22 protein-coding genes are annotated in these 22,743 nt (G+C 46.2%); all 22 read right to left on the minus strand.

Annotated features, from left to right (window positions below; all coding sequences use genetic code 11):
- Positions 1-14: 14 nt before the first annotated feature.
- On the minus strand, positions 15-1,112 hold the full coding sequence (nusA, locus tag AC1TPC_RS03655) for a transcription termination factor NusA (protein ID WP_053375757.1): 1,098 nt from the start codon (positions 1,110-1,112) through the stop codon (positions 15-17).
- Between the two features lie 38 nt (positions 1,113-1,150).
- A complete protein-coding gene (gene rimP, locus AC1TPC_RS03660; protein ID WP_482065509.1) occupies positions 1,151-1,612 on the minus strand; it encodes a ribosome maturation factor RimP in 462 nt (153 codons plus the stop codon).
- Between the two features lie 169 nt (positions 1,613-1,781).
- A complete protein-coding gene (locus tag AC1TPC_RS03665) occupies positions 1,782-6,089 on the minus strand; it encodes a PolC-type DNA polymerase III (protein ID WP_482065510.1) in 4,308 nt (1,435 codons plus the stop codon).
- A 42-nt stretch (positions 6,090-6,131) separates the two neighbouring features.
- On the minus strand, positions 6,132-7,580 hold the full coding sequence (gene proS / locus AC1TPC_RS03670) for a proline--tRNA ligase (protein WP_482065511.1): 1,449 nt from the start codon (positions 7,578-7,580) through the stop codon (positions 6,132-6,134).
- A 4-nt stretch (positions 7,581-7,584) separates the two neighbouring features.
- The gene (rseP, locus tag AC1TPC_RS03675; protein ID WP_482065512.1) at positions 7,585-8,859 is read right to left on the minus strand and encodes an RIP metalloprotease RseP; all 1,275 of its coding nucleotides are present in this window, start codon (positions 8,857-8,859) and stop codon (positions 7,585-7,587) included.
- A gap of 88 nt (positions 8,860-8,947) precedes the next feature.
- Positions 8,948-10,087: a 1-deoxy-D-xylulose-5-phosphate reductoisomerase gene (locus AC1TPC_RS03680; RefSeq protein WP_482065513.1), complete on the minus strand. Its 1,140-nt coding sequence runs from the start codon at positions 10,085-10,087 to the stop codon at positions 8,948-8,950.
- Between the two features lie 18 nt (positions 10,088-10,105).
- A complete protein-coding gene (locus AC1TPC_RS03685; RefSeq protein ID WP_482065514.1) occupies positions 10,106-10,900 on the minus strand; it encodes a phosphatidate cytidylyltransferase in 795 nt (264 codons plus the stop codon).
- A gap of 27 nt (positions 10,901-10,927) precedes the next feature.
- A complete protein-coding gene (locus tag AC1TPC_RS03690; protein ID WP_482065515.1) occupies positions 10,928-11,692 on the minus strand; it encodes an isoprenyl transferase in 765 nt (254 codons plus the stop codon).
- Between the two features lie 61 nt (positions 11,693-11,753).
- Positions 11,754-12,308, minus strand: a complete 555-nt coding sequence (gene frr / locus AC1TPC_RS03695; protein ID WP_482065516.1) for a ribosome recycling factor — start codon at positions 12,306-12,308, stop codon at positions 11,754-11,756.
- Positions 12,308-13,036: a UMP kinase gene (gene pyrH / locus AC1TPC_RS03700; protein ID WP_482065517.1), complete on the minus strand. Its 729-nt coding sequence runs from the start codon at positions 13,034-13,036 to the stop codon at positions 12,308-12,310. Before pyrH ends, frr begins: the two co-directional genes overlap by 1 nt.
- A gap of 103 nt (positions 13,037-13,139) precedes the next feature.
- Positions 13,140-13,790 carry a translation elongation factor Ts gene (gene tsf / locus AC1TPC_RS03705; protein ID WP_054028956.1) on the minus strand — a complete coding sequence of 217 codons (651 nt, stop codon included), beginning with the start codon at positions 13,788-13,790 and terminating at the stop codon, positions 13,140-13,142.
- Between the two features lie 144 nt (positions 13,791-13,934).
- Positions 13,935-14,633 (minus strand): 30S ribosomal protein S2, encoded by a 699-nt coding sequence (rpsB, locus tag AC1TPC_RS03710; protein ID WP_053375748.1) that lies wholly within the window; start codon positions 14,631-14,633, stop codon positions 13,935-13,937.
- A gap of 179 nt (positions 14,634-14,812) precedes the next feature.
- A complete protein-coding gene (locus AC1TPC_RS03715; RefSeq protein ID WP_482065518.1) occupies positions 14,813-15,409 on the minus strand; it encodes a hypothetical protein in 597 nt (198 codons plus the stop codon).
- Positions 15,402-15,965 (minus strand): DUF6115 domain-containing protein, encoded by a 564-nt coding sequence (locus tag AC1TPC_RS03720; RefSeq protein ID WP_482065519.1) that lies wholly within the window; start codon positions 15,963-15,965, stop codon positions 15,402-15,404. Before AC1TPC_RS03720 ends, AC1TPC_RS03715 begins: the two co-directional genes overlap by 8 nt.
- Before the next feature lie 36 nt (positions 15,966-16,001).
- On the minus strand, positions 16,002-16,331 hold the full coding sequence (locus tag AC1TPC_RS03725) for a hypothetical protein (protein WP_482065520.1): 330 nt from the start codon (positions 16,329-16,331) through the stop codon (positions 16,002-16,004).
- A 43-nt stretch (positions 16,332-16,374) separates the two neighbouring features.
- Positions 16,375-17,781 carry a DUF342 domain-containing protein gene (locus AC1TPC_RS03730; RefSeq protein ID WP_482065521.1) on the minus strand — a complete coding sequence of 469 codons (1,407 nt, stop codon included), beginning with the start codon at positions 17,779-17,781 and terminating at the stop codon, positions 16,375-16,377.
- A 15-nt stretch (positions 17,782-17,796) separates the two neighbouring features.
- On the minus strand, positions 17,797-18,582 hold the full coding sequence (locus tag AC1TPC_RS03735) for a FliA/WhiG family RNA polymerase sigma factor (protein ID WP_482065522.1): 786 nt from the start codon (positions 18,580-18,582) through the stop codon (positions 17,797-17,799).
- A 4-nt stretch (positions 18,583-18,586) separates the two neighbouring features.
- Positions 18,587-19,024 (minus strand): hypothetical protein, encoded by a 438-nt coding sequence (locus AC1TPC_RS03740; RefSeq protein ID WP_482065523.1) that lies wholly within the window; start codon positions 19,022-19,024, stop codon positions 18,587-18,589.
- 1 nt (position 19,025) lies between these two features.
- The gene (locus AC1TPC_RS03745; RefSeq protein WP_482065524.1) at positions 19,026-19,520 is read right to left on the minus strand and encodes a chemotaxis protein CheD; all 495 of its coding nucleotides are present in this window, start codon (positions 19,518-19,520) and stop codon (positions 19,026-19,028) included.
- Positions 19,517-20,137, minus strand: coding sequence for a chemotaxis protein CheC (locus tag AC1TPC_RS03750; RefSeq protein ID WP_482065525.1), 621 nt, complete (start codon positions 20,135-20,137; stop codon positions 19,517-19,519). The genes AC1TPC_RS03745 and AC1TPC_RS03750 overlap by 4 nt, the downstream gene beginning before the upstream one ends.
- 3 nt (positions 20,138-20,140) lie before the next feature.
- Entirely contained in the window at positions 20,141-20,602 is a 462-nt protein-coding gene (locus tag AC1TPC_RS03755; protein WP_482065526.1) for a chemotaxis protein CheW, read from the minus strand.
- 13 nt (positions 20,603-20,615) lie between these two features.
- Positions 20,616-22,700 carry a chemotaxis protein CheA gene (locus AC1TPC_RS03760; protein WP_482065527.1) on the minus strand — a complete coding sequence of 695 codons (2,085 nt, stop codon included), beginning with the start codon at positions 22,698-22,700 and terminating at the stop codon, positions 20,616-20,618.
- Positions 22,701-22,743: the final 43 nt, after the last annotated feature.

The following is a 22,743-nucleotide window of genomic DNA, read 5'->3' on the forward strand; positions in this document are numbered from 1 at the left end:
TGACGCTTAACGAATTAATCGATGGATACCGAATCCTGGTGCATGATCGTCGTCAAAGATTTCGGACGGCCATACTCCTGCTCCGCTTGAGTCTCGCTCTTAATGTCAATCTTCCAGCCAGTAAGCTTAGCGGCAAGCCTAGCATTCTGGCCTTTGATGCCGATCGCTAGCGACAACTGGTAGTCTGGAACGATAACTCTAGCCATCTTCTCTTGTTCGAATACGATAACCTCAAGCACCTTAGACGGGCTGAGCGCATTCGCAACATATTCATCCACGCTTTCAGACCAACGAACGATATCGATTTTCTCACCTTTAAGCTCGTTTACGATCGTCTGAACGCGCAGTCCCTTTTGTCCAACACATGATCCGACCGGATCAACCTCAGAATTGCGGGAATGTACAGCAATTTTCGAACGGAAGCCGGCTTCGCGCGCAACCGAACGAATTTCCACGACTCCGTCATAGATTTCAGGCACTTCAAGCTCGAACAGTCGTTTTAATAGACCAGGATGGGTACGGGACAAAATAATTTGCGGACCCTTGGTCGTATTTTCGACTTTCGTAATATAAGACTTCACGCGGTCGCCATGCTTGAACTTATCGGTAGGCATCAGCTCAGTAAGCGGCAATACAGCTTCTACCTTGCCTAGGTCTACGAATAGGTTGCGAACATCTTGACGCTGAACGATACCGTTTACGATATCTTCCTCTTTGTCGATAAAAGCGTTATAGATCAGTCCGCGCTCAGCTTCGCGGATGCGCTGCGTTACAACCTGCTTCGCTGTTTGCGCGGCGATGCGGCCGAAGTCACGCGGCGTTACTTCAATATCCGCAATATCATCCAGCTGGTAATGAGGATTGATTTCCCTGGAAGCCTCTACTGTAATTTCCAGACGCGGATCCAGCACCTCATCGACAACTGTTTTGCGGGCATATACTTTAATAACGCCAGTGTGGCGATTAATATCGACACGCACATTTTGCGCGGTATTGAAATTTCTTTTGTAGCTGGAGATAAGCGCTGCCTCAATGGCTTCCAATAGGACATCTTTGGTAATTCCCTTATCTCTTTCTATTTCCTGTAACGCTTCAATAAAATCCATGCTCATTGGACTGGATTTCCCCCTTTCAATATAGAAAACGAATATTAGAACACGATAGCGAGTCTAGCGCCGGCTACCTTGACATAAGGAATGGTATACTCCTTCTTGCCTGTACGGACAACCGCGTTTTCCCCGTCAAATGAAAGTAGCAGCCCTTCAAATTCTTTAGCGCCGCTAATCGGTTCATATGTCGTTATGTAAACGTGTTTACCGATTGCTTTACGTACATCCTCTTCCTTCTTAAGCGGTCTTTCTGCTCCCGGGGAAGATACCTCTAGAAAATAAGCGTCAGTAACCGGATCGTTCTTATCCAGCTGCTCGCTCATAAATTCGCTGATACGGCCGCAATCGTCGATATCGATGCCGCCTTCTTTATCCACGAATATACGAAGGAAATAGTTGCTTCCCTCTTTGACATACTCAATATCAACCAGTTCAAATCCATTACTGCTGAGGTATGGCATGACCATTTCCTGGACGGCAGCTTTGATTTTGGAAATACTCAAATTCAGTTGACCTCCTGTTTATACGCACTATGCCATTTTGCCATTTACAAAACGTAAAGAGTGGGTTTCCCCACTCTTCTGCATCAAAGTCTTTATCATCATCATTGCCAGAAAAATTATAACATAACCGCACTATAGTGACAAGAAATCTTTTCTAACAGGCCTCATTCTAAAAGAGGGATAGCTGGTTGGATTCAGGCAATCCACGGAAGCATCCCATGTTGCCGAGAACCTCTACAATCGTCTTTGTAGCCTTCGATTTCATCTGGAAATCCTCGATCGACAGATACTCGCCATCGTCTCTCGAAGCTGCAATGTTGCGAGCCGCATTATCGCCGATACCTGCAATTGCAGCAAATGGCGGGATAAGCGAATCGCCGTCAACCAGAAACTTCGTCGCGTCGGAGCGGTACAGATCAATTGGCTTAAAGGAGAAGCCGCGCGCCGTCATTTCAAGCGACATTTCCAGCTGAGACACCATGTTTTTCTCTTTAGGCAGCGCGTTGAAGCCTTTGGCTTCAATTTCGATCAGCTTCCGCAGAATCGCATCGTATCCTTGGCACAGCAGCTCTAAATCAAAGTCATCCGCGCGGACGGTAAAGTAAGTCGCATAGTAATCAATCGGATAATAAAGCTTGAAATAAGCTGTTCGAACAGCGGAAATGACATACGCAGCAGCATGTGCTTTCGGGAACATGTACTCGATGCGAAGGCAAGAATCAATATACCACTGAGGCACCTTGCACCGCTTCATCTCATCGATCCACTCCGGCGTGAGCCCTTTGCCTTTACGCACGCTCTCCGTAATTTTGAACGCTAAGCCCGCATCCATCCCCGCTTTGTAAATCAAGAAAAGCATGATGTCATCCCGGCAGCCAATAACGGTCTTGATGTTGCAGGTGCCGTTCTTGATCAGCTCCTGCGCATTTCCGAGCCAAACGCCCGTACCATGTGACAAGCCGGATATTTGCAGCAAATCCGCAAAGGAAGAAGGCTGCGTTTCCTGAAGCATTTGCCGTACGAATTTGGTTCCCATCTCGGGAACGCCATATGTCGCTACCGAAGAGCGTATCTTTTCACCAGGAATGCCCAGCGCATTCGTCGAGTTGAACATGCTCATCACTTTGGGATCGTTCATCGGAATGCTCGTTGGATCAACGCCAGTCAAATCCTGCAGCATCCGCATCATGGTCGGATCATCATGACCTAGAATATCGAGCTTAAGCAGGTTTTCATCAAAAGCATGATAGTCGAAGTGGGTCGTCATCCATTCCGCGTTGACATCATCAGCCGGGAATTGAACAGGCGTAATGTCCTCTACTTCAATATAATCGGGAACGACGACAATACCGCCGGGATGCTGTCCCGTACTCCTCTTCACGCCGGTACACCCGCTGGCAAGTCTTGCGAGCTCCGCGCCGCGCCACTTCTTGCTATGCTCTTCTTCAAATTTCTTAGCAAAGCCATAGGCTGTTTTTTCGGCTACCGTACCGATTGTTCCGGCACGGAACACACTCTTATCGCCAAACAATACCTTCGTATAGTTATGGGCGATAGGCTGATAATCACCCGAAAAGTTAAGATCGATATCGGGAACTTTATCGCCTTTAAAGCCGAGGAACGTTTCAAACGGGATGTCCTGTCCTTCGCCCTTCATCGGCTTCTCGCATTTCGGGCATTGCTTGTCCGGCAAATCGAAGCCGCTCGGAATGCTTCCGTCCAAAAACCATTCGCTATGGCGGCAATCCGGATTTTTGCACAAGTAATGGGCTGGCAGCGGATTAACCTCGGAGATGCCGAGGAACGTAGCTACGACCGAAGATCCAACCGATCCCCTCGAACCGACCAAATAACCGTCTTCGTTCGATTTTTTAACGAGCTTCTCCGATATCAGATAGTTGGCGGAAAATTTAAATTTAATAATCGGAATAAGTTCTTTCTCCAAACGGTCGATAACGACCTGCGGCAAGTCTTCGCCATACATCGATTTTGCTGTGTCATAGCAGGTGCTTCGTATTTCTTCATCCGCTCCATCGATATTAGGCGCGAACAAGCCTGTCGGGAACATGTCATAAGGCTCAAAACGATCAGCAAGCTCAGCCGTATTCGTTATGACAACTTCCTTCGCTCTTGCTTCTCCGAGAAAAGCAAATTCCTCCAGCATCTCTTCCGTCGTGCGGAAATGAGCGTCAGGCTTGCGAATGCTCTTCAGGGGACTAAAGCCCGTAATGCCGTTAATTGTAATATCCCGGTACATTTTGTCCCGCGGATTCAAATAATGAACGTTTCCTGTTGCGATTACCGGCTTGGCGAGCTCATCACCGATTTGACAGATGCGACGATGCGCTTGTTCAATTTCGGCCCGGCTGCCGACTAGCCCCTTCTCAACCAGGTGCATGTAAAAATCGATCGGTTGAATTTCAAGGACATCATAGAAACGGGCAACCTCCAGCGCTTCTTCGTACGACTTGTTCAATACCGTCTCGAAAAACTCGCCCTTCTCGCAGCCGGATATAACGAGCAATCCTTCGCAAAGCTCCACGAGCTTGCTTTTTGGAATCGTGGCTACGCGTTTAAAATGCTTGGTATGCGATAATGAAATAAGCTTGAACAAGTTTTTCTTGCCTACCGCATTTAAAGCGTAGATATTGCTATGAAAAGGCCGTGAATTGGATAAATCGATGCCTACATAATCGTTTAACTGATGCAGATTCGTTATATTTCGTTCAGTTGCATCCGCAATCAAGCCGTACAGTACGCCGCCAAGCGCAAGGGAGTCATCTACCGCACGGTGATGGTTCTCTAGGCTGACCTTGTATTTATCCGCCAAAGTATTTAAACGATGATTTTTGAGCGTCGGGAAAATAAAGCGTGCCAACTCAAGCGTATCGAGCACTGGATTTTTAACCTCTGGCATGCCAAATGCTTTGCAGTTGGCTTGAATGAAGCCGATATCGAACCGCGCATTATGCGCAACGAGAATATCATCGCCTATAAATTCAATAAACTCACGGAGTTTCGGCTCAATTTCGGGCTGCCCTTTTACCATATCATCATTGATATTAGTCAACTGCTGAATATGATAAGGAATCTTCTCATGCGGGTCAATGAGCGTCGAGAAACGATCGATTTCTTTCCCGTCACGCATTTTAACCCCTGCAAGCTCGATGATTTTGTTGTTGATAACCGACAAGCCTGTCGTCTCTATATCGAATACAATATAAGTTGCAGTCGCAAGAGGCTCCGGCCTTGACTGCAGCACCATTGGAACGGCATCGTTAACGACATTGGCTTCTAAGCCGAACAGCACCTTGATGCCATGCTTCTTGGCTGCTTTGTTCGCGTCAGGGTAACATTGCACATTGCTGTGGTCGGTTACCGCTATCGCCTTATGTCCCCATTTGGCTGCCGTTTTGATATATACGTCGACCGGCGTTACCGCATCCATGGCGCTCATCGTCGTGTGGAGATGGAACTCAACGCGCTTCTCTTCAGCTTTGTCCATGCGATCCGGAGGTGATTTAACCTCATGCAAATCATTTGGCATCATCACGAGCTCAGGCTCCTGCATAAAGCGGTCATATTCGATCCGCCCGCGCGCTTTAACCCATTTGCCGTTGGCAAGCTGGCTTAAAATTTTGACATCGTCCTTCGTCTTGGCGAACATCTTCATCGCAATGGAATCCGAGAAATCCGTCACATTAAAGGTAAAGAGCGTGCTTCCGTTGCGAAGCTCCTTCACATCGAGGCCAAATACGGCGCCTTGCACCGTAATTTTCTTTTCTTCCTCGATGATATTCATCAATGGCACAGGCTCTTCACGGATATCATAACCAACTGCGAGCCTAATCTCAGCATCATCCACAAGCTCGGATTCAGACTGCGAGTTAGCCATCAGCTCCTGCACGTACTCGCGCTCTTCCTGTACGATCCGAAGGGCGTATTCGTCCAAAATCTCTTGCCTTGATTCGCTCATGATCATCTTCACTTTGCATGCACGCTGAAAATATTGATTATAAAATCGGATAATTTCTTCGTCCAAACGTTTCTTGCGAGCAAGCTCCAGCCCCGTATTATCGAGCAATGACAGCGTAAGCACATCACCTTCAACCGAAATGCTGGCTTTTTGAAGCCAACCGTTAACGGATGCGATCTCGCGCTGAGCCCACTCCATAAATAAACCCCAGTACTGCAAAACAATCGATTCTGTCTCGACCACAGGGTCATAAACGAATATAAAGGATACCGCAGCGATATGCTCGAATTTCATACGAGCCGCTTGGCAAAGTCCATTATAGGCCTGTAAAGGCACCATGGACGTTTTGCGGATGCAAAACGTCCATTCCCGATTGCTGTTGCTGACGATAACTTGATCGATATAACCATCTTGAAAATAAGTTTGTATAAGTTCCTGCGGCAGCTCCGTCTGCTGTAAAAGCATTTCGAAGCGCTGCCGCTTGTCAGCGGTTTGGCTCATAAAACTCCACTCCTTAAGATCCGAACCGAGCTTCTTCAGTTCTTAATAAGCACGTGCAAATACAACAATATGTTTAGACTCATCGCCGCATACGAGACATGTGCTCTTCTGCGTAGATGGTTCAAATGGGATGTTGCGGCTTGTTGCCCCTGTTTCTTCCTTAACCTGCTTCTCACAAGCAGCAGATCCGCACCAGCCAGCTTCTACGAAGCCGCGCTGCTCTTCGAGGAAGCTCTTCATTTCATCCAAGGTATCAACCGAACGCGAGTTATCGATACGGAACTGCTTCGCGCGATTGAACATTTCATGATGCGTTTCCTCGAGCATCGCTTCCACTTCCGCAACGAGATTCGCTTGTTGAACGACACGTTTCTCACCTGTAATGCGAGAAACGAGTACAACTTGTCCGTTTTCCATATCACGCGGTCCAAGCTCCAGACGAAGCGGAACGCCGCGCATTTCGTACTCATTGAATTTCCAGCCTGGGCTGACGTCTGAGCGGTCGTCTACACGTACACGAACGCCTGCTTTCTTAAGCTCATCATACAGCTCGTCTACACGGCCGACAACCTGCTCGCGCATTTTCGCTGGACCGATCGGAATCATGATCACTTGGGTTGGCGCTACCTTCGGCGGCAGAGCTAGACCGCGATCATCGCCATGAACCATAATTAGTGCGCCAATCAGCCTTGTGCTAACACCCCATGATGTCGTGTGCGCGAATTGCAATGTATTTTCACGATCAAGAAATTTGATATCGAATGCAACGGCAAACTTTGTGCCGAGGTAATGGGAAGTTCCGGCTTGAACAGCCTTCCCGTCCTTCATCATCGCTTCAATAGAGTAAGTATCTACAGCACCTGCAAAGCGCTCGGACGGCGTTTTCTCCCCTTTAATAACCGGGATTGCGAGAAACTCCTCGACAAATTGTGTATACACATCGAGCATTTGCATCGTCTCTTGACGAGCTTCCTCTTCCGTCTCATGAGCGGTATGGCCTTCCTGCCACAAAAATTCGCTTGTGCGAAGGAAAGGCATCGTCCGCTTCTCCCATCGAACTACGTTAGCCCATTGGTTAATGAGCAAAGGAAGATCACGATACGATTGAATCCACTTTGAATACATATGGCCGAACATCGTTTCCGATGTTGGACGGATAGCGAGCCGCTCTTCCAGCTTCTCGCCAGCGGCCTCTGTTACCCATGGCAGCTCCGGATTAAAGCCTTCGACATGCTCTTTTTCCTTTTGGAAAAAGCTCTCCGGAATAAATAGCGGAAAATAAGCATTGCGGTGGCCCGTTTCCTTAAAGCGGCGATCGAGGTCGCGTTGAATATTTTCCCAAAGCTCATAGCCCTCCGGGCGGAACACGATACAGCCACGCACCGGAGAGTAATCCATAAGCTCAGCTTTCTTAATAACATCTATATACCATCTGGAGAAATCTTCGCTTTGCGGTGTAATTTCTGTAACAAACTGTTTATCCTTAGACATGAGACTATTCCCCTCTAACCAATCGTAAAATATCATTATAGGTTACAACAAGCATCAGCAGCATAATGAACGCGAAGCCTACAAAATGCACCATGCTCTCACGGTTTGGATCAATTGGCTTTCTTCGAATCGCTTCAATTCCAAGGAAAATGAGTCGGCTGCCGTCCAGCGCTGGAATTGGAAGCAAATTGAAAATACCTAAATACAAGCTGAGCAGTGCTGTCCACGAAGTTAGCTGTGCGATGCCTTGCTTGGCAATTTGGCTTGTTACCTCAGCGGTACGCACCGGCCCTCCAAGATCATCAAGCTTGAACTCTCCGAAAATAAGCTTCTTGAACCCTTCAAAAATGCTTATCGTCATTTTTTTCATCAGATTGCCTGCACCTGTAAACGTCTCCGAGAACGAAGCAGGACGAGTCGGCAGTGCCGCGCTAATGCCTACCTTGCCTACTCCTGCATCATTAGGCTCAGGCGTAATGACAATCTGCTGCGCCTTGCCTTCCCGAATGATGTCCATTTTGACTGGCACATTCGGTGATTTGCCGATTATGGCAATCATCTTATCGAAATCAGCACCGATTTTGATTCCGTTAACCGCATCGATAACGTCGCCTTTTCTAAGGTCGACCTTATCTGCCGGCATACCTTCGGAAATTTCACTGACAAGCAGCTTATCCGGCGATTCAACTGGAATGCCGACCATCTGGATGTACGTCGCAAACAATACGAATGCGAGCACAAAATTCATTAGCGGCCCTGCAAATATAGCAAGCGCACGCTGCCCTACCGTCTTGCTGTTAAATTGTCTGTCAAGCGGCGCAATTTGGGTGTCCTTCCCTTTGGCAACCATCAATGCTTGAGGATGCACCGAGAAGGTCTCGTTCTCGCCTTCGACATCCAATGTTACGGATAGGCTTCTCTCCAAATCGATTTTGACGATTTCGCCGCGAATAACGCCGCTTCTCTCGTCAAGACGATCCAAATACAATCGTGTAATTTTATCGTCCTTCAGACGAACCGCTATCGTTTGGCCGGGTTGAACGTCGACAATTTCAGGATCCTCGCCTGCCATTCGAACAAATCCACCCGCCGGCACTAGCCTAAGCGTATATCTAGTTTCGCCGCGTTTTACCGAAAAGAGCTTGGGCCCGAAGCCAATTGCAAATTCTCGAACCAATATTCCCGCACGTTTAGCGAAATAGTAATGACCCCATTCGTGGATCGTTACGATAACGAAAAAGACGAGTATAGTCAAAAAGACGACTTGAATCATGTGCATATAGCTGAAGCCTCCTGTTCGTTACGGCCTGTACATAGATTATCATTATTCTCCCGTCCGATACAAGAGAACCGGAATTTGACCGATATTATACGGTTTCTGCCAGCTGGCGCGCCCAAGCGTCCACTTCAGCGATCATTTGCAGGTCATTGATATCCGATGCCTCATGACGTCCAACTACCGTCTCCAATATCCGTTCAATGTCAAGAAACGTAATTTCACCTTTCAGAAAACGTGCCACTGCGACCTCATTAGCTGCATTGAACACGGAAGGAGCAGATTGGCCGAGACGGCCGCATTCAAAGGCCAGCCTGAGGCATGGGTACCTGTCGTAATCCATCTCTCGGAAGTTCAGCTTGCCGATTTGAGCTAAATTAAGTCTATTCGTTGGTGTCGCGTTCCGCTCTGGATAGGATAATGCATATTGAATCGGTACACGCATATCCGGCATTCCGAGCTGCGCGATTACACTATGATCGGAAAACTCCACATAAGAATGAATGATGCTCTCCGGATGAATAATGACATCTATTTGATCGTATGTAACGTCGAAGAGCCATTTTGCCTCAATAACCTCAAGCCCTTTATTAACCATCGTTGCGGAATCGATCGTAATTTTGGCGCCCATGGACCAGTTCGGATGATTAAGCGCCTCAGCAACCGTCACGCCTTCAAGCTGCTCCCGGGTACGATCGCGGAATGAGCCTCCAGAGGCTGTTAGCGTAATTTGCTTGATCGATTTACGATCTTCCCCGTTCAAGCATTGGAATATGGCAGAATGCTCGCTATCAATCGGAAATATCGATACACCGCGCTGTCTCGCGCGCTCCATAACGATATGTCCTGCTGTAACGAGTGTTTCTTTGTTCGCCAAGCCAATCGTTTTGCCCGCGTCAATTGCCGCGAGTGTTGCAGGCAAGCCTCTGCTGCCCATAATTGCCGTTACAACGATGTCAGCGTCCACACCAGCCGCAACCTCCACGAGACCCTCCTCGCCATGTACAACCTTCGTACCTGCCGGTAAATGAGGTCGTGCGGCATCCGCATCAGCCTTTGAGGCTAAACTTACGATTGATGGCTTAAATTGCTTTGCCTGTTCTATAATCAAATCGACATTCGCACCCGCCGATAAACCGACAACCTTATAACGATCAGGATCATGAGCTATAATGTCTAGCGTCTGTGTTCCGATTGAACCTGTCGAACCTAATATACTTATTTTTTTCATGCCAAAAATCCTCCTGACTTATACGGGCAGCAGCTCGGTCAGCACTAACAGCGGAAATACGATAAGCCAGCTGTCGCATCGGTCAAGCACACCGCCATGTCCCGGCAATAATGTGCCTGTATCCTTAATGTCTCTAACACGCTTATACGCCGATTGTATCAGATCTCCGAATTGACCAGCTACAGCAGCCACTACGCCGATGAGCAGCGCTTTTGGCAATTCAATAAAATCTGGAAACGCTAGAGCGAATACCGCAGACACAATTAAGGAAAATAAAACGCCTCCAAGGGCGCCTTCAATCGTTTTATTTGGACTTATCGATGGCCAGAGCTTTGTTTTCCCGAAAGCTCGTCCCATAAAATATGCGCCAATATCCGATGCCCAAATGCAGCCAAAGGCCAAAAACGTCCATATTAAACCATTCTGCTCAATTTGACGTGACTGGACCATAGCTGAAAAGCCATATCCTACATATAAAGCGCCAAGCAACATAAGTGCGGCGCCGTCAATTGTTGTTTTATTTTTTGTAATTACAGTTATAGACAGCAGAAGGAAGGCAAGCACCCATAGGATGGCTAGCGGCGATGGGATCGTTATCCCCCAATAAGACCAAGGAAGCACGAACAGTAGCACACCCGCATATCCAAGCAAGGAGGACGGATGCGACCATGCTACACCATTCATGCGCACATATTCAGTAAAGCCGATAATTGCAAGTAATACGAGTAGACTTGTATATAACCATCCGCCTACTATTGCTAAACCGATGAAGCCAGCACCTGCTACAACTCCGGTAATAATTCGTTGTCTCAATGAAAAGTCACACTCCGTCGCTTGAAGCTACAATCCACCATATCGACGTGCACGGCGCTGGTATTCCAAAATCGCCTCTTGAAAATGCGCTTCCGTAAATTCCGGCCAGTACACATCCGTAAACCACAACTCACTGTAAGCTAGCTGCCACATCATAAAATTGCTTAGACGCAGCTCTCCGCTAGTGCGTATGAGTAAATCTGGATCGGGCAATCCGCTCGTAAGCAATCGATCTGCCATCACGGTTTCATCAATGTCATCTAAGGACAAATCTCCTTGCTGAACATCTGACGCGATGCTTTTTATGGCTTCAAGCATCTCCTTGCGGCTTCCGTAATTCAGAGCAAAATTTAAAACAAGTCCAGTATTGTTTGCAGTCTTCACAATGGCTTCTTCAACTGCGCTTATTGTAAATGATGGCAAATCCTCTTTATGGCCCATCATACGAACCTGAACATTGTTGGCAATCAGCTCTTCTAATTCAATTTCAAGAAATTGCTGGGGCAGCTTCATGAGAAAATCCACTTCAGCTTTCGGTCTCTTCCAGTTTTCCGTTGAAAACGCGTATAACGTCAAATATTTGACGCCTAACCGGTCTGCTGCAATTGTGATTCGTTTGACCGCTTTCATGCCGGAATGATGACCTGCCATTCGTGGCAATCCACGATCTTTAGCCCAGCGACCGTTCCCATCCATTATAATCGCAACATGCTCAGGCACATTTTCTAAGGACACAGAATCAGTCGGCTGTAAGGACGATTTGCCTAGTTTGGCCCAAAGTCGCTCGATCATCTTACTTCCTCCCAACCGAAATCAAAACCAAACCCCACCTATCGGAGGGGCCCAGAGATTATTATACTTCCATAATTTCTTTTTCTTTGGCAACCAGCACTTTATCTACTTCAGCAATAAATTTGTCAGTCGCTTTCTGAATATCCTCTTGATGTCCGTGCGATTCGTCTTCGGAAATCGTCGTTTTCTCAAGCTTCTTCACACCATCGTTAGCATCACGGCGAATATTGCGAATAGCTACCTTCGCTTCTTCACCTAACTTTTTAGATGTTTTTACAAGCTCTGCACGACGCTCCTCCGTAAGGGGCGGAATCGAAATGCGAATCGATACGCCATCGTTCGAAGGCGTTAAACCAAGGTCGGATTTCATAATTGCTTTCTCAATGGCCGACATAGACGATTTGTCCCACGGCTGAATGAACAGCGTGCGTGAGTCAGGCGTGTTAATGTTGGCTAGTTGATTAACTGGCGTCATTGCTCCGTAATATTCCACTTGAATACGATCCAGCAAAGCTGTATTCGCTTTGCCGGCGCGCAGCGACGACAAATCGCGCTTAAGCGCGGAGATCGCTTTTTCCATACGTTCTTCTGCGTTTTTCTTCAGCTCTTGTGGCATTATTTTGCACTTCCTCTCACTATCGTTCCGATTTTCTCACCCAGGACGACGCGTTTAATATTCCCTTTCTCCGTAATTGCAAATACGATAAGCGGAATATTATTGTCCATGCAAAGTGAGGCTGCTGTTGAATCCATTACACCTAAATTGCGGTTTAACATATCGAGGTAAGTAAGCTCCTCAAATTTTTCTGCCGTATTATCCTTAAATGGATCAGCGGAATAGACGCCATCCACTTTATTTTTCGCCATTAGTATCACTTCTGCTTCGATCTCAGCTGCACGCAGTGCTGCTGTCGTATCAGTTGAGAAGAACGGATTTCCAGTTCCAGCTGCAAAAATGACGACACGGCCTTTCTCCAAATGACGAATGGCACGACGTCTGATGTACGGCTCAGCGATTTGCTGCATCGCGATTGATGTTTGAACGCGAGTTGGCACATCGATTTGCTCCAATGCATCTTGAAGTGCGAGTGAATTCATCAATGTAGCAAGCATACCCATGTAATCGGCTGTTGCACGGTCGATCCCCTTTGCAGAACCGGCAATACCGCGCCAAATGTTGCCGCCGCCGACGACAATTGCAACCTCTATGCCAAGTGCAACAACTTCTTTTACCTGATCAGCTATCGAAGATATGACTGTTGCTTCAATGCCATAACCTTCCTGTCCAGACAATGATTCACCGCTAACTTTCAGAACGATACGTTTATACACAGGCTGCTTCAACGTTAATACCTCCATCATGCACCTCATTTGATGAGGTCCCTCAAATATGTTCTAATCATACAAGCAGGCGGGGCGGACGCCCCGCCCCGCCTGTGCGTTCGGATTAATGTTTAACTTGTGCCATTACTTCTTCAACGAAGTTGTCAACTTTTTTCTCTAGACCTTCACCAAGCTCATAACGAACGAAGCGACGGATGGAAATGTTTTCACCGATTTTGCTAATTTTCTCGTTAAGCAAAGTAGAGATCGTTTTGTCAGGGTCTTTAATGAACGATTGCTCAAGAAGACAGAACTCTTCGTAGTACTTCGAGATACGGCCTTCAACCATTTTCTCAACGATTTTTTCCGGTTTGCCTTCGTTAAGTGCTTGAGCTTTCAAAATTTCGCGCTCTTTTTCAAGCTCTTCGGAAGAAACCTCTTCGCGGCTAACAAATTTAGGGTTAGCTGCTGCGATTTGCATAGCAACGTCTCTTGCAAACTCACGGAATTGATCTGTTTTTGCAACGAAGTCTGTTTCGCAGTTAACTTCAACGATAACGCCGATACGGCCGCCTGCGTGAATGTACGATTCAACTACTCCTTCAGTTGCAATACGTCCTGCTTTATTAGCTGCAGCCGCCAAACCTTTTTCACGAAGTACTGCAATTGCTTTTTCAACGTCATTGTTTGTTTCGTCCAAAGCTTTCTTGCAATCAAGCATTCCAGCTCCAGTTCTTTCCCGTAGTTCTTTTACCGCGCTAGCACTAACTGCCATTGTAAGCCCTCCTATAGGTTTCACGAAGTCTATGTAGCTTCGCAAATAATTAATATTTGTTTTAATGATTTACATTCGAAAAAAGGGCAGTGAGAGGTTTATCACCATCTGACCACCCTTTGTTGACTAACTAAAGCCTCTAAATTAAGCCGTTGTTTGTTCGCCTTGGTTAGCTTCAACGATTGCATCAGCCATTTTCGACGTCAACAATTTAACGGCACGAATTGCATCATCGTTACCTGGAATTACGTAGTCGATTTCGTCTGGATCACAGTTCGTATCAACGATACCAACGATTGGGATACCAAGTTTGCGAGCTTCTGCAACAGCAATACGCTCTTTGCGTGGGTCAATGATGAACAACGCGCTTGGCAAACCTTTCATTCCTTTGATACCGCCAAGGAATTTTTCCAAACGGTCTTTCTCTTTGCGAAGAATGATAACTTCTTTCTTCGGAAGAACTTCGAAAGTGCCGTCCTCTTCCCACTTCTCAAGCTGTTTCAAGCGATCGATACGCTTTTGAATCGTTTGGAAGTTAGTAAGAGTACCGCCGAGCCAACGTTGGTTGATGTAGAAGTTGCCGCAACGTTCTGCTTCTTCTTTCACGGAATCTTGAGCTTGTTTTTTTGTACCTACGAACAGCATAGTGCCGCCGTCTGCAGCAATCGATTTAACAAAGTTGTATGCTTCGTCAACTTTCTTAACCGTTTTTTGCAAATCGATAATGTAAATCCCGTTTCTTTCTGTGAAGATATAACGATCCATCTTCGGGTTCCAACGACGAGTCTGATGACCGAAGTGTACCCCAGCTTCTAGTAGCTGTTTCATGGAAATAACCGCCATTTCTTCAACACCTCCTGTAATGGTTTTTTTAGTGCTCCTCCGCTAGTCGCATCTTTCACCAAAACTTCCGCCGGGCGGAAGCACCGTTTGGCAAAATTGACCTGCGTGCGTTTTTAACACCGTGAATTAATATACCATAAATACATATCACGTGCAACAATCGATTCAGTAAAGATAGATTAGCCAGCTTTATTGCTGGATGTGATCGCATCTGCTTCTTTTCTCGATAACGGTTCGCCCGTAACGACGGCGATTGCATTAGCAACCGTCATCTTTTCTTGGAACAAAAAATAACCGGCGCGAACCAGTTTCTTTGACTTTTTCATCTGACTAACAAATGCTGCTTTGTCATCTATAATACGATTCTCAGCAAGCAGCTCTGCTGTTTTAGTTAATCCAAATCCCACTTCGATCCGTATGACATGATTTTCTGCGGCTTGCTTCTCCACCGGTTTTACGGCAGACGTAGGAGCAGCTTCAGACGCAGCAGGCTTCTCCGCTGGCGGCTTCTCCTTTGCTGGCTCCGTATTAGTCACAGGCGGCTCCGCCTGCTCCTTGATTCCCGTCTTCGCTTCTTGGTCAAGGTTGAACGAGTCACGCTCAGCCTTTAACAAAGCGTCTACCTCTACTTGTGTGTAGACCTTCTCGCTTGATTCAGCACCGATTTGGCCTAGCTTTTGCCTGCTTTGTTCACCAGAGAGCATCAACTGGAATAATAAAGCGCCTAAAATGATTCCTGCTCCGAGACCGATCAGAAATACACGGTTTTTAAGCATGCGCGCCTTCCTCCTGCTTGGCGAGCTGAATAATGAGCTGTACCTCGCCTTTATTCATGCCAAGCTTTTTGGAGATCATTTCAATCGATTTTCCTTGTTGATATAAAACAAACAGCTCCGAATATCTGGAATGAATAGTATTCGTTTGAGGAGCGGTCTCTACTGGTGGTTCTGGACGCTTATTTATCAAACCTTCCTTTATAGCTGCATCATTCGAAATAGGCTGGGTAGGAGCAGTCTGAAGCGTTATTGCTGAAGAACTAGAAGGCGTGTTTTGCAGCTGAGCTCCAAGCTGCTCGCACTTTTTCTCTAGTTCTTCAATCCTATGCTCCTTACGCTCCGCATCAACCTTAGACTCCTGCTGTGCTCTTCTAACCAAATCAACAAGCTCTTCATTATCCTTCTCCATGTTCTCCATGAACTGCTCCAACGCGGTTTCCATGTTTTGCATCGTTTGTGAAGGAAGGGAAGGCTCCTGCTTCTTCCTAGGCATTACAAAGGCGCCAACAATGACAACCGCTCCGAGTAATACAATATATTGCAAGTATGGCTGCATCGTTCATAGCCTGCCTTTCTAATGTTTGCCTTTATTTTAAAGCTTAATATCTAATTTATGCCCTTTATATGGATGAGCAGGAGACTGCTCTTGCATGCTTTCCGCATCGTCGGTTTTTTCTGATCGCTTACGCTTTGCTTGCTGATTGCCTTGATCCTGATGACCCTCATTGTCACTGCGAACGTTTAGACCGCTCGTATGCTCTATTGCCGTATTTTTGCCTCTTGCAAGCACTGTTTCTTTCGATGTTTGAGCTGCCAGCATATTCTGATCCGCTACAGGTTTATGAATAGCTTGTCCATGCATGCCGCTGAATTCTTGCGTGCGTGGAACAGACATTTGCAAATCTAGAGATTTGAACGTCATTATCGCTCACCCCTTGCGTCATACATTTGTACTTTGTACTTAGTTACCTTGTAAAAGGAACTAACACGATATCCCCCTCCGAATACCGGAAAGATACGCGCTGCGAAGAATCCTTAACGAATCTGGTGTAGCGGCCGATTACAATTTTTGTACCGCCAAAAACGATATTGCTGACGTCGATTCTCGAACGGTCAGTATCCTCAAGCGATTTTTCAATCTCAAGAATCCGAAGCTTCGTTTGATCATTCTCAAGAAGTGTTTGACGTTTCGTTGATGTCAACTTAATGCGAAGTGCCATCTTCTCCGGAGACAGATGACCTGTTGCAGCCAGTTGATCCAATATAGTCAGCGCTTTTTCTGTTTTGTCTAGATTTTCCATATTTTGCTTAAGCCTGCTTCTAAGCTCAAGCATCTCTACGCGATACTCGGGCTTGACGCCTACCTCGATGGTTGTAGCGGTTGACATGGAATTGCCTATCGTTCGCGCACTAACTAGTTCGCCCGCCTGAACGAGACCTCCAACGATTAAACCTTTAGCACCGGAGCAAATGACATTCTTTCCTGCCTTTACTTGCGAGTGCATAATGCTCTGAGAGACAAGCACTTCTTCGCCGGCGATGACATTGCCTTCTTGAATAAATGAGAGGCGTACATTTTGTCCAGCCTTAACGAAGCCTTTATTGCTTCCTAAAATTCCGCCTGTTATTTCTACGGAGCCCTCTGATTCGATTTCTGCCCCTTCGACGCCGCCGATTACTCGAATATCGCCAGATGCCTTCACTCTAAAGCCGCTAAGCACATTTCCTCTAATGACGACAGTTCCTACGAAATCAATATTTCCGATGCTGTAATCAACGTCGCCATTCACTTCATATACAGGGAACACATTGATCTTATCTTTATCCGTAAGCGAAATAAGACCGTCAATGGCTGAATACATAGCTGTTTGATCATCATTAAGGACGACATTTTTGCCGACTTTAAATCTGACATGCTTGCCAAGCTTTGAAGGAATTTCTTCCCCTTTGACCGTTTTGCCGGATGGACCTGGATATGGATCAAAGCGCTCTGCAATCAATTGACCACGCTTAACATTTTTTAGCTGAACGACTTCTTTGAAGTCGACCTTCCCATCCTTAAGCTCCGCTGGAACGCTGTTTCTTTTTTCCATATCATAAACAAGTTGAATGAAGCCATCCTTGCCCGGTAAAGGCGAATCGCCTTGTGCAATCAATGTTTGATCCTTATAGAATGCGAGTGGGTTTTTTGCAATTTGATCTAGAATTTCAACTCGCAAGCCATAAACGACCCCTTTGCTGCGAACGAAACGCTCCAGGTCTTCACCGCTGCATCCGAACTCATCCGTTATCCTTGTAAACGACAAGAAGGCAGACATCTGATCGGTTGATGTCTGTATGCTTAGGTATGATTCTAATTGTAAATTTTCCACCTTTTTCCCTCCTTCCTAATGCTGCATGAGTTGATCTTTATGCTTAGCCAACACTCCCCTCAAGCGCAAAATGGCTTTTGAGTGGAGCTGGGATATTCTCGAAGGTGATAATGACATTACTTCAGCAATTTCACTTAATGATAGTTCCTCGTAGTAAAACAATGAAACGACCGTACGTTCCTTTTCGGTAAGACGTTCAATCCCTTTAACCAACGATTCCTTCAAATAAAACTCATGTACTTTATGATCCGGATTTTTAGCCTTATCATCGACTAGCAATGACATTCTCGTCTCCGATTCCTCTTCCCGAATCGGATCTTCCAACGAGCATATTGTAGTTACGGCAATATCTTGAAGCATATTCGTAAATTCTTTCTCCGACACTTCCAGGTAGCGGCTAATCTCAGCATCTGTGACGGTACGCAAATATTGCTGTTCCAAATGCTGATAGGCCTCTTCCACTCGCTTCGCTTTCTCCCTTACGGAACGAGGAACCCAATCTCCCTGCCGCAATCCATCTATAATAGCACCGCGAATACGCCAAGATGCATAGGTTTCGAATTGCAAGCCGCGGCAATAATCGAATTTTTCAATGGCATCAATCAGTCCCATAACACCATTGCTTGCAAGATCATCCTTGATAACGTTTTTTGGCAGTCCAATTGCCATTCGGTTCGTGACATAATCAACAAGAGGTAAATATTGCTCGATCAGCTTCTTCTTTGCTTCCAAATCGCCTTGTTCTCTCCAGGCTTGCCACATCTGCAAGTTTGTCAGATGAGGGGTTTTCTGCTCAATCATCGACTCACTCTCCTGTCAGGTGACGAATGGCTTTAACCAATTCTTCAGGCTGTGTATTTTTTGTAGATAACAATTGAGGAGGATTTAACGGCCGAAATCCAGTTGCTTCATTAGATTGTTCATTCGCAGAGGATTTCGCCGCACCATCCTGCAGCTGTGATTTTAACAATTGGTTAATATCTGCTGACTCATCAGGCGTATGCATGTCTAGTTGGCTGCCCTTGCTCTCATCGTCTTCGATCTGCTCGCCTACTAGAGTAGGAGGCTGAAGAATGTATGCTAATATTGCACGTACTCCATACGCAAGAACAAAAAAAGCGATGAAAGCATACATACTTCTAAGCAGCATTACTGAAATCGGATTATTTCCGATTGAGAAAGCTACCGTAAGCACGGTGCCGAAAATTCCAAATACGACATTCCATCGCCATGTTCCTAGCATATCAAATCTCCTTTGTACCAAACTGCACGCTTCTTATCGATAACATTCCACTTCCACTGTCAAACTCTATCGTGCGTCCAAAGCTGCCGCCAGTATCCTTTGAAATAATCGGGATCTTAAACTTTAGCAGCATTTCCGTACAGGAATCTACGTTTCGGGGACCAATTCTTAATGAATCGGTATGACTGGACATGGCAAACATTTGTGCTCCGCCTGCCATCTTTGCTTTCATTCTCTCAACGTAAGCACCGGCTGCGATCATCCTCTCAAGCAGCTCGGGGATAGCTGTATCTGCATATTTAGCCAGGTTCATTTTGGTCTCGCGGGCAATCTCTGAAGACGGCAGCATGACATGTGCCATACCGGCTATTTTTCGGATAGGGTCGTACAGCGTGAGCCCAACACAAGATCCTAAGCCGGTCGTTTTGAGTATCGCTCCATCTGTTGCAATATTTAAATCAGCCATGCCTACTTTGACCAAGTTTTGTTGTATCATTCAATAACGACTCCCAAAGCCCTAAATATTTTTTCAAACGACTCTGGGTCAGGTATCAGGAAAAAATGTCCTTCAAGCGATTGACAATCTTCCAAAAATGTCGTTTCAATAAGTAGGGCCGAGTCTCCCATCTCTCCGTATTGCATGAGTCCATAGCTCAGAACGGCTCCTGCCATATCTACAGCTATAGCTGGGACGGATGGTGCCATCGATAAATGAGTAAAGTCAGCTAGCGAAGACAAGTATGAGCCTGCCAAAATGTTGCCGATCTCGCAAAGCGCTGACAGCTCCATCTCTGAATAGCTCTCTTGCTCTTCTATATTCATCGCCAGCAGCTGCCGTAAAATTCGCTTAGCAGCTACTTCCTCAATAATGAAAAACATATTGCCAGGCGCTTCGCCTTCCACCCTAAGAAAGACGGCAATAACGATTTGCTCGGAACCGCCAACACGCTCCGCAATCTCTTCAAAGGGCAGTAAGCTTACTTTTGGCACAGCCATATCTACAGGTTTGTCCAACAAGCGTGATAGTGCAGTCGCAGCGTTTCCTGCTCCTATATTGCCGACTTCTTTTAATACATCAAGCTCAAATGCTTCCAATCGGTTGAATAGGCTCACTCGTTATACCTCTAGCTGCTCTAGCTGAATGATCTCGCTCTTGTTCAACACCTCAGACAAATTCAGCATGATGAGAAGTCGACCTTCACCAAGCTTTGCAATGCCTCTTAAGTATTTAGCTTTAATGCCTCCAACAATCTCCGGCGGCAAATCGATCGAATCGGTATCAATATCAATCACATCATTCGCAGAATCAACGATAAAACCAACCTCAATGTCAGCCACAGCTACAACAATGATTCTGGAATTTTCGCTTGCTGTCGTCTCTGAAAGGTTAAAGCGGCCTCGAAGGTCGATCACTGGAACGACCACACCCCGCAAATTAATAACCCCTTTAATAAACGCAGCTGTTTTTGGGACGCGTGTAATCGGAGATAATCTTTCGATCGTGCGTACCTTATCCACTTCAATTCCGTACTCTTCGTTGCCAAGAGCGAACACGATAACCTTTAATTCTTCTCCCATCGTAAAAACCCCCTTATTTGATTAGTGCATTCGGATCAATAATCAATGCGACATAGCCATCGCCCAGTATCGTTGCGCCAGAGATCGCTTCGATATTGGTTAAATATTTGCCTAACGATTTTAGGACGATTTCGCTTTGGCCGATAAATTCGTCAACCATAACAGCAGCCCATTTCTCGCCTTTGCGTACAACAACAATTTCAGTTTCCTGCTCTTGATTCTCATCAAAATCCGGGGAATCAAGCACATTGCTAAGCGATACGAGCGGAATGATGGTGTTTCTAAACTCAATCATTTTGTTGCCGTGAACATGTAAAATATTTTCCTTGCTGATGATGCCGGTTTCTACGATAGACGTTAATGGAATTGCATATTTCTCAGAGCCCAGCTTAATAAGCATCGCCGAAATAATAGAAAGAGTAAGCGGCAGTTGAACGGAAAACTTAGTGCCTCTGCCAAATGCGGAGTCAATCGTTACGTTTCCGCCTAATGATGTAATTTTGGATCGCACGACGTCAAGGCCGACGCCTCTTCCCGAAATATCCGAGATCTTGTCAGCAGTGCTAAAGCCGGCTGCAAATATGAGCATATTAATTTCGTCAGGTGAAAGCAGCTTTGCTTGCTCTTCTGTAACTACGCCATTTTTAATGGCTGTTTTTAGGACTCGCTCGTGGTGGATGCCACGGCCATCCTCTTCTACCTCGATGAATACATGATTTCCGCTATGGAAGGCACGCAAGAAAATCGTTCCCGTTTCCGGCTTGCCGGCAGCAATTCGCTCTTCAACGGTCTCAATCCCATGGTCAACCGAGTTGCGCAGCAAGTGTACCAGCGGATCGCCAATCTCATCAATAACGGTACGATCAAGCTCTGTGTCTGCTCCGGTAATGACTAGATCGATTTTTTTGTCTAGCGATTTAGCTAAATCTCTAATCATACGCGGGAAACGGTTGAATACCGAATCTACCGGAACCATCCGCAGCTTCAGCACGATACTTTGCAAGTCTGAGCTGACACGTGCCATATGCTCGACCGTCTCCGTCAAATCATTGCGCTTAATTTCACTGGATAGCTGTTCAAGTCTTACCCGGTCAATGAGCAATTCGCTAAATAGGTTCATTAGCGTATCCAATCTCTCAATGTCAACCCGTATCGTTCTTGCTACATTTGCAGGTGCTGCAGTCGCAGCCTTCGCTGCAGGCGCTTGGCTTTTTCCAGCTCCTTCTCGTGCTGGTTGTTCCGTGACGATCGGTGCAGCCAGAGCAGCATCGGCAACTTCTACTGCCGCAGCAGCGTTTGATTGACTGAGTACAGCTAACGACTCAGCATCGAGCAACGTTACGGTTGCCGTTTCAATTTCGGATATGTTTATAAGCTGCGATTGAAGGTCTTCCTGCGTCAACTGAGAAATCGTAAACACGGTGAAGGAGAAATCGAATTTATCCTGCTCGATATCTTGGGCAGGAGGATCGGATTTAATAACCTCACCGCTGCGTTCCAGCAAATCAAATACCATATAGGCGCGTACTGCTTTCAACAAACAATTATCTCGGATCGCGATCTGAATGTGATAAACGCTAAGCCCGGACTCGATCGATTGAAGCAAAATGGAGGATTGGAACTCATCAAGCAGAATCGCCCCTGATACGCTTGAAGATGAAGCACCTGCTGCGTTTGCAGCAACTGTTGGTGCTGCAGATGAGCTGCTAGCGCTATAATCGCTCTTTAGAATCGTTTGCAAGGATACAACGATTGAGGTGACGTCAGCTTTACCTGTACCTCCGCCTACAATATCCTGAACCATAGCTTCAAGAGCGTCTAATCCTTTAAATAAGGTGTCAAAAATAAAGCTGTCCATCTTCAGCTTGTTATTGCGAACAAGATCCAGCACGTTTTCCATTTCATGCGTTAACGCCGCCAAATCCTCAAAGCCCATAGTCGCTGACATCCCTTTCAGCGTATGAGCTGAACGAAAAATATTTTGAACGATACTAAGCTCCTCTGGCTCGCTTTCAAGCCGAAGCAAATTTTCATTCAGCGACTGCAGGTGATCATTAGATTCATCGATAAACATCGATAAATAGGCATTCATATCCATTTACTAGCACCTCCTATTAGAATGTTTAAGCGATTCTAGCCTA

This window comes from Paenibacillus sp. Y280 (genome assembly GCF_056786335.1).

Bases quoted from the DNA above. Each gene is read 5' to 3' on its own strand.
- frr (WP_482065516.1), bottom strand. From the start codon at position 12,308: ATGCCACAAGAGCTGAAGAAAAACGCAGAAGAACGTATGGAAAAAGCG.
- AC1TPC_RS03690 (WP_482065515.1), bottom strand. From the start codon at position 11,692: ATGATCGAGCGACTTTGGGCCAAACTAGGCAAATCGTCCTTACAGCCG.
- AC1TPC_RS03735 (WP_482065522.1), bottom strand. From the start codon at position 18,582: ATGATTGAGCAGAAAACCCCTCATCTGACAAACTTGCAGATGTGGCAA.
- AC1TPC_RS03680 (WP_482065513.1), bottom strand. From the start codon at position 10,087: ATGAAAAAAATAAGTATATTAGGTTCGACAGGTTCAATCGGAACACAG.
- AC1TPC_RS03715 (WP_482065518.1), bottom strand. From the start codon at position 15,409: ATGCTTAAAAACCGTGTATTTCTGATCGGTCTCGGAGCAGGAATCATT.
- AC1TPC_RS03755 (WP_482065526.1), bottom strand. From the start codon at position 20,602: ATGGGAGAAGAATTAAAGGTTATCGTGTTCGCTCTTGGCAACGAAGAG.
- proS (WP_482065511.1), bottom strand. From the start codon at position 7,580: ATGTCTAAGGATAAACAGTTTGTTACAGAAATTACACCGCAAAGCGAA.
- AC1TPC_RS03725 (WP_482065520.1), bottom strand. From the start codon at position 16,331: ATGACGTTCAAATCTCTAGATTTGCAAATGTCTGTTCCACGCACGCAA.
- AC1TPC_RS03760 (WP_482065527.1), bottom strand. From the start codon at position 22,700: ATGGATATGAATGCCTATTTATCGATGTTTATCGATGAATCTAATGAT.
- rpsB (WP_053375748.1), bottom strand. From the start codon at position 14,633: ATGGCGGTTATTTCCATGAAACAGCTACTAGAAGCTGGGGTACACTTC.
- AC1TPC_RS03745 (WP_482065524.1), bottom strand. From the start codon at position 19,520: ATGATACAACAAAACTTGGTCAAAGTAGGCATGGCTGATTTAAATATT.
- rseP (WP_482065512.1), bottom strand. From the start codon at position 8,859: ATGCACATGATTCAAGTCGTCTTTTTGACTATACTCGTCTTTTTCGTT.
- nusA (WP_053375757.1), bottom strand. From the start codon at position 1,112: ATGAGCATGGATTTTATTGAAGCGTTACAGGAAATAGAAAGAGATAAG.
- tsf (WP_054028956.1), bottom strand. From the start codon at position 13,790: ATGGCAGTTAGTGCTAGCGCGGTAAAAGAACTACGGGAAAGAACTGGA.
- AC1TPC_RS03740 (WP_482065523.1), bottom strand. From the start codon at position 19,024: ATGCTAGGAACATGGCGATGGAATGTCGTATTTGGAATTTTCGGCACC.
- AC1TPC_RS03665 (WP_482065510.1), bottom strand. From the start codon at position 6,089: ATGAGCCAAACCGCTGACAAGCGGCAGCGCTTCGAAATGCTTTTACAG.
- AC1TPC_RS03720 (WP_482065519.1), bottom strand. From the start codon at position 15,965: ATGCAGCCATACTTGCAATATATTGTATTACTCGGAGCGGTTGTCATT.